The sequence below is a fragment of the Helicobacter sp. genome (assembly GCF_029067145.1).
GTDB lineage: Bacteria > Campylobacterota > Campylobacteria > Campylobacterales > Helicobacteraceae > Helicobacter_D.
Genome location: NZ_JAIEFA010000030.1, coordinates 1 through 5,849, shown reverse-complemented (window position 1 = coordinate 5,849; position 5,849 = coordinate 1). Strand labels below are relative to the sequence as shown.

The 5,849-nt window shown below is 37.7% G+C and carries 3 protein-coding genes and 1 pseudogene; 1 reads left to right on the top strand and 3 read right to left on the bottom strand.

What is annotated here, in order from left to right:
- The 3 genes and pseudogenes from K2N75_RS02320 to groES all read right to left on the bottom strand — a co-directional run.
- Positions 1-1,938: pseudogene (locus K2N75_RS02320) on the bottom strand (hypothetical protein); the annotation flags it as partial.
- Positions 1,939-2,209: 271 nt separating this feature from the next.
- On the bottom strand, positions 2,210-3,850 hold the full coding sequence (gene groL / locus K2N75_RS02315; protein WP_297681639.1) for a chaperonin GroEL: 1,641 nt from the start codon (positions 3,848-3,850) through the stop codon (positions 2,210-2,212).
- Positions 3,851-3,881: 31 nt separating this feature from the next.
- The gene (gene groES, locus K2N75_RS02310) at positions 3,882-4,142 is read right to left on the bottom strand and encodes a co-chaperone GroES (protein ID WP_297681641.1); all 261 of its coding nucleotides are present in this window, start codon (positions 4,140-4,142) and stop codon (positions 3,882-3,884) included.
- A gap of 311 nt (positions 4,143-4,453) precedes the next feature.
- Here groES and K2N75_RS02305 point away from each other — a divergent pair, with 311 nt between their 5' ends.
- A complete protein-coding gene (locus tag K2N75_RS02305; RefSeq protein ID WP_297681643.1) occupies positions 4,454-5,626 on the top strand; it encodes a pyridoxal phosphate-dependent aminotransferase in 1,173 nt (390 codons plus the stop codon).
- Positions 5,627-5,849 lie beyond the last annotated feature (223 nt).

Below are 5,849 nucleotides of genomic sequence, written 5' to 3'. Positions count from 1 at the left end.
ATAGAATTCCAAAGGAGGAAGTTTTAATTCTGGATTCTTTTTGATTTTTTCTTGATATTGTTGCTGTTCTATTCTGTGGGATTCTTTAATATAGCTTAACACATAGGGTAAGCGTATCATTCCCCATAAGCTTTTGGAGTTTAGAATCATTGCATTGCCTAATTTGTAGGCTAAGTGGGATTGGAGACGAGCAGTAGCACCTGTTAGGGTGTTTTGCTGAAGTGGGATTTGTTGGGGTATAGATTTTATAAGTGAGAGATAATGTCCTTTAAAAGTAGGATTTTTGGAATCTGCACTCTGCGCTCTCCATGCAAACTCAATCCCAAAAAGCTTGGAAGCTAAAAAATTCAAATATATACTTGTCTTTTGCAAAGAGAAAAACTTTTCATACTGCCTAAAAACAAAATGAGCTATAAAATTGCGAACAAAAAAAGAACCAACAGCCCCACGCGTAAAAATCGTATTTACTTCAAAGGATTCAACAAGTATTTTTGCCTTTGCTTCTGCTTCCGATTCTTTCTCCGAAGCAAGCAAAATCACAATTTCAAAAAAATGATAGACTGCAACTTTATCATTATAAACAATTGCTTCTTTCACGATTCTAAGCAGGGATTCCAAATCTTGCGGGAAAAGCTCCAAATGCAATGCGGCAAGCAACATTCTGCTATAAGAGTTTTGCAAGGGCTTAAATAGAATCTTATTGGCATTTTTCTTTAAGATTTTATACTGCTCCTCTTTGCTAAAGATGTTTGACCAACCTTGTGGTTCGCGTCCCAAGCCTATAAGACATGCAAGCCTTGCAAAACCGCTTCCGCCATTAGTGTAAATTTCGCAAGAATGCGACATTAAAATAATCTCTTGGAGTGCGATTTGCGTCTCATTCTCCAAGTTTTTACCTAGAAACTCCTTAGAATTATAAATGTAGGGATAATTCCTCCCATAATATTCCACCAAAGCCTCTATTTCCTGACTATCCTCGCCAAAAAGCAAAATGGCTTGAGATTTTTGTATCGCCTGCTCTATCAGTTCCATAGCAATTTCTGCGGGCGTGTATTTGTCAAACCAAAACACGCCACAAGGATTATACACAATATCCCCGCTGCGTATATGTATAGAGAAATACTCCCTGCCTATCTTGTTTTTGAGATTCTCTGCATTTTGTGCTACCTCTTGCAAGAGGGTTTGGATTTTTTCACTAAAGATAATCTTGCTCCAAAAACTTGGATAATCTTTTGCATAATCCTTTGGCAATCCCTCATAGCTTAATACGGGATGATAAAAATAATGCCCCCAAGAGCGTTGATAAGGCTTTTGCAAAAAGTCGTCTAAAGATTTCACGCCCGGCTTCGTGCCATAAATATCATTATATGGAATCTTTCCTACATACACATATTTTGCAATAAATTTGGGGGCAAAAATCTCCTCCACACTTTCAATATTAATCACATTGATTCCGGTTTGATTGAAGTTTGAGCCTTTTCTGTATCGCCACAATGTCCCCCATTTAAATCCTGTGTATTTTGCCATAGCCATACAATTTAGAATCGCAATCATTCTATCGCCCCAACCTGCTTGACCATTAGCTATAAACATTCCCGGAAATTTACGAATAAAAACCTTAAAATCTAATGGTATCGGCTGGTGGGATATTTTTATATAACGCGCATTAAGGGCTTGATAAATCGGGATCTCCAAGAAATCAGATATTTCTATACTATCTAATAATTCGCCACTTAACTTTTCCCAAATCTTGCCATCACAAGAAGTTTCTACACTTAAAGATTCTTTGTTTTTGGCTGCTAGAGCCAAAGAATCTTTGGCATAAAAAATCCTAAGAGATTCTACTAAGTATTCTTGCTGCAAATCCATAAATAACACATTTTCTTGTGATTCTATTGCTTGACTTACTTCCGATAAATCCTCATCTTTCCATACCATTTTTATTCCTTATTTATATCCATTTGTATTCAAAGGGTATATTGTATAGTTTTTAAAAAGCTATTACAATAAATCCCGTCCTCCTCCCACATAATCTGAGCTTAGATAAACATAAAATACCAAAAACTTAAAAAAATTGCAATAAATTAAAATGAGATTCTGTTGTAGATTGTTTCGTTATCTTTGCATTAATTAAAATATGAAGAAATTTGTGTCTTAAAGGGGATTTGCAATGACGCAAAGGTTTGTCATTGCAAAAAAGGAGACAGAATTACATCATTCCGCCCATACCTCCCATTCCGCCCATACCACTCATATCTGGCATTGCTGGTTTATCCTCTTTGATTTCATGCACTGTGGCTTCCGTTGTAAGCAATAGGCTAGAAACAGAAACTGCGTTTTGAAGTGCGATTCTTGCAACTTTTAGCGGGTCAATGATTCCAGCTTCAAACATATCCACATAAGTACCATTGGAAGCGTCAAAGCCGTGATTTACATTAGAATCTTTTTCTACATTATTCACCACGACACCATCGTCAAAGCCTGCATTGGTTGCGATTTGTTTAATCGGAGCAGAAATTGCGCGTTTAATGATTTCATAGCCGATTTTTTCATCGCCCTCTAGTTTTAGGCTAACTTTCGCTGCTGCGCGCACAAGTGCTGCACCACCACCGATAATAATACCCTCTTCAACCGCTGCTTTTGTTGCACTTAACGCATCATCAACGCGGTCTTTTTTCTCTTTCATTTCTACTTCGCTTGCCGCACCTACTTTAATCACAGCTACACCGCCGCTAAGTTTTGCAAGTCTTTCTTGTAGTTTTTCTCTATCATAATCACTTGTAGTGCTTTGGATTTGCGTCTTAATCTGTGCAATTCTAGCATTCACAGCGTCTTTTTGACCTGCACCATCTACAATTGTTGTATTGTCTTTATCAATCACGATTCTAGCTGCTTGTCCCAAATCCGCGATTGTCGCAGCCTCTAGCGTTTTACCTAGTTCCTCACTAATCACTTCACCGCCTGTTAAAGTTGCAATGTCTTTTAGCATTTCTTTTCTTCTATCGCCAAATCCGGGAGCTTTGACTGCAGCAACATTCAATACGCCACGCAATTTATTCACAACTAAAGTCGTCAAAGCTTCTCCCTCAATGTCCTCTGCAATGATAAGTAAAGGCTTACCGCTTTTCATTGTGGATTCCAAAAGCGGCAAAATGTCTTTCATAGAAGTAATTTTTTTGTCTGTCAATAAAATATAAGGGTGCTCTAACTCTGCTTCCATTTTATCGCTATTGGTTACAAAATAAGGGCTAAGATAACCTCTATCAAACTGCATACCCTCAACCACGCTTAATTCATCATTGATTCCTTTTGCTTCTTCCACGGTGATAACGCCATCTTTGCCAACTTTTTCCATAGCTTCCGCAATGAGTTCGCCTACTTTGGAATCAGAATTTGCAGAAATTGTTGCAACTTGTGCAATTTCTTTTTTCCCTGCAACAGGTTTAGCGATTTTCTTAAGTTCCTCTGTGATTGCCTCTGCTGCTTTATCCATTCCGCGTTTTACTTGCACAGGATTCGCACCTGCGGTAATGTTTCTCAAACCCTCTTTGAAAATACTATAAGCAAGAACCGTTGCCGTAGTTGTGCCATCACCTGCTGCGTCTGCAGTTTTACTTGCAACTTCTTTTACAAGTTGTGCTCCCATATTTGCAATAGGGTCTGCTAATTCAATTTCTTTTGCTACTGAAACACCATCTTTTGTGATACTTGGCGCACCAAAGCTTTTTTGAATCAACACATTGCGTCCTCTTGGTCCCATTGTTACTTTTACAGCGTCGTTTAGCTGTTTTACACCCTCATATAATCTATTTCTTGCATTGTCTGAAAAATTAATTTCTTTACTTGCCATTTCTATCTCCTTAAATATTATATATTTTCTTTTAAGCTCTCACGCCTAAAATATCTTCAAGTTTTAAAATCAAATATTCTTTTCCCTCTAGTTTCACTTCAGTGCCAGAATATTTTCCAAAAACAACTTTATCACCTACTTTTACATCTTTAACTTCGCTACCAATTGCTTGAATGATTCCCTCAAGTGGTTTTTCTTTTGCATTATCAGGGATAATAATTCCTGAAGCAGTTTTTGTGTCTTCTTCTAGTCTTTCTACTAGAACTCTTTCTCCAAGTGGTCTGAAATTCATAAGAATTACCTCCAAAAATTAAATATTTTTTAAAAACGGCGAAATTATAATGCAAAAACTTTACTTTGTCAATACATTAAGTAAGAAAATTCATTAAATCTTAGTCTATTAGACTAAATATTAATTAGTCTTTAATGCTAAATACTTTTAAATTTCTATAGCATAAGTATGAAATTTAGTAGAATCTGTAACCAAAAAATACAAAGAAATTCTAAGCCTACAAAAGTTAAACAATTCTCTTAACTTTTATAAAATTTTCAATAAATTAAGATTATTATTGCGTTTCAATCTACCTACTAAAAGGACTTACTATGCAGGCACATTATGCAAGCAGAATCACTGCTCTATCAGAATCTATCACTCTTGCAATTAGCACACTTGCCCGAGAACTAAAATCACAAGGAAAAGACATTCTCTCTTTTTCTGCGGGTGAGCCAGATTTTGACACCCCCCAAGTCGTTAAAGACGCGGCGATTCAAGCAATCAATAAGGGTTTTACCAAATATACTGCAGTCGCTGGAATCCCTGAACTCTTAAGTGCAATCAGCGAAAAACTCAAACGAGATAACCATATAGAATACTCCACAAAAGAAATCGTCGTGAATTGTGGTGCTAAACATTCCCTTTTTAATGTCTTTCAAGCTCTCATTGAAAAGGATGATGAAGTGATTATTCCTTGCCCCTATTGGGTAACCTATCCCGAACTTGTTACTTTTAGTAATGGTAAAAATATTTTTATCCAAACCACACAAGACAATAATTTCAAAATTACCAAAGAGCAACTTCAAGCCGCTATCACTCCCAAAACAAAAATGCTTGTCCTCACAACACCTTCCAATCCCACAGGAATGGTGTATTCTAAATCAGAGCTAGAAGAGATTGCTTCCGTCTTAAAAGATACAAATATTTGGCTGCTTAGTGATGAAATCTATGAAAAATTGGTTTATGATGGCACTTTTGTTTCGCCTGCTAGTCTTAGTCAAGATATGCTTGAACGCACAATTACCATTAATGGACTTAGCAAGGCAGTCGCAATGACAGGTTGGCGAATGGGCTATGTAGCCAGCAAAGACCAAAAACTTTGCAAACTTATTAATACATTACAAGGTCAATCTATCTCCAATATCAATTCTATCACGCAAAAAGCCGCAATTGCTGGGCTAAATGGTAGTGCAGACAAAGAAATTAAGATAATGCTTCAAGCCTTCAAAGAGCGGAGAGATTTTGCCTACGAAAAACTAAATGCCATTAAGGGCTTAAAAGTCAGCAAACCCGATGGAGCATTCTATCTTTTTGTCCATTGTGCAGAGATTTCTAAAGATTCAATGCAGTTTTGCAAAAACTTGTTAGAATATGCTGGTGTGGCTGTCGTTCCAGGGATTGGCTTTGGAATGGACGGCTATTTTAGATTCTCCTTTGCCACAGATTTAAACAGCATTGAAAAAGGAATCCAAAGAATCAAAGACTACTGCGAGAAGCTTTAAACTCGCTTATTTATGTGGGATAGCGTGGGATTCGTTGTCTCGTCCTTGCAAGATTCCACTTGTGGATTCATAGCAATCCATAACCTTACTATGGAATCTTAACTCTTTTCTTGTGTTTCTCTTTTAACTTACGCACTTTGCGGATAAAGGTGAGAAGGGGGGGGGGGGGGGGGGGGGGGGGGGGTGGTGGGGGGGGGGGGGGGGTGGGGGGGGGGGGGGGGGG